Consider the following 1,421-nt stretch of genomic DNA (forward strand, 5'->3'; position numbering starts at 1 on the left):
GTGCTTGGCGGGACCGAAGGCAACGACACCCTTCGGGGCGATCTGGGCATCGACGCCCTGTGGGGGGACGGCGGTGACGACTATCTCAACGCCGGGCAGGAATCCGACCAGGTCTTCGGCGGCGACGGCGACGACATCATCGAGGATCCCTTCGGCGACAACTTCCTGCGCGGCGAACGCGGCAATGACGTGATCTCGGCGGCGCGCGGCATCAACCTGCTGTTCGGCGGCGAGGGTCATGACGCTCTCATGATCGGCCAGGATGGGTCCGAGGCCTTCGGTGGCGACGGCAACGACTTCATCCTGGGCGGCTCGGGCGGGGACAACCTTCTGGGCAACGAAGGCGATGACTGGATCGAAGGCGGCGAGGGCTTCGACGTCATTTCGGGCGACAACTCCGAATTGTTCTTCAACTCGACCATCATCGGCCATGATGTCGCCTGGGGCCAGGGCAACGACCAGGACTATGACCTTGAGTCAGGCGACGACATTGCCTTTTCGGGGATCGGCGTCCAACGGTTCGAAGGCATGTTCGGCTTCGACTGGGCGATCGCCAAATACGACGTTGCGGGCGTGAACTGGGATGCCAACATCCGGATCTTCACCTCGATCCCGGCCGAAATCCTGCGCGACCGCTTCGACATGATGGAAAGCTTCTCGGGGTGGAAGTTCAACGACACGATCCGGGGCGACAACCGGGGGACCACCGCCGGTGACCTGGATCCGAACGAGGACTTCGGCGATCATGTCCTCGACGCCGCGGGCCTGGCGCGGATCAACGGGATGACCCAATGGTTCGGAGGCTTGCGCGCCACGCTGGCCGAACTCAACCCCGCTGCCTACAGCAATGCCGGCGTGATGTTCCGGGATGGCAACATGCTGCTGGGCGGTGGCGGGTCCGACCTCATCCAGGGGCGGGGCGGGTTCGATGTGATCGACGGCGATGCCTGGCTGAACGTGCGCATCAAGATCGTGGTCGGCAACCAGACCTATTCGGCGGAATCGCTGAACGGCCAGACGGCAGCGGGCGGCCCATTCGCCGGCAAGGTCTGGCAGACGGACAGCGCCGGCAATCCGCGGTTCGACCTGGCCCCGGCCTTCGGGGGACGGTCGCTGCAGTCGCTGCTGCTGGACCGCACGATCAAGCCCGGCGACATGTCCATCGTCCGTGAACTGATCCGCGACCAAACGCCCGGTGCGGTGGACACGGCGCTGTTCAGCGGAAACCAGACCGACTATGTCATCGAGGGCCGCGGCCAGCGGGTCGGCAACATCATCCAGTCGGCCTATGACGTGAACGGCGATGGCTTCATCTCGGTCACCGACACGCTGACGACCCGGGGGGTGTTGTTCGACGACACCGACTTCCTGAAGAACATCGAGCGGCTGCAGTTCGCGGACGGGACCATCGACCTGACGAC

General features: G+C 64.6%; 1 protein-coding gene. It reads left to right on the plus strand.

Annotated elements, in window-relative coordinates:
* A partial coding sequence (locus CK944_RS22090; protein ID WP_146038768.1) for a calcium-binding protein occupies positions 1–1,421 on the plus strand: 1,421 nt, incomplete at both ends.

It is taken from the genome of Paracoccus sp. SY (assembly GCF_002901215.1).
GTDB lineage: Bacteria > Pseudomonadota > Alphaproteobacteria > Rhodobacterales > Rhodobacteraceae > Paracoccus > Paracoccus acridae.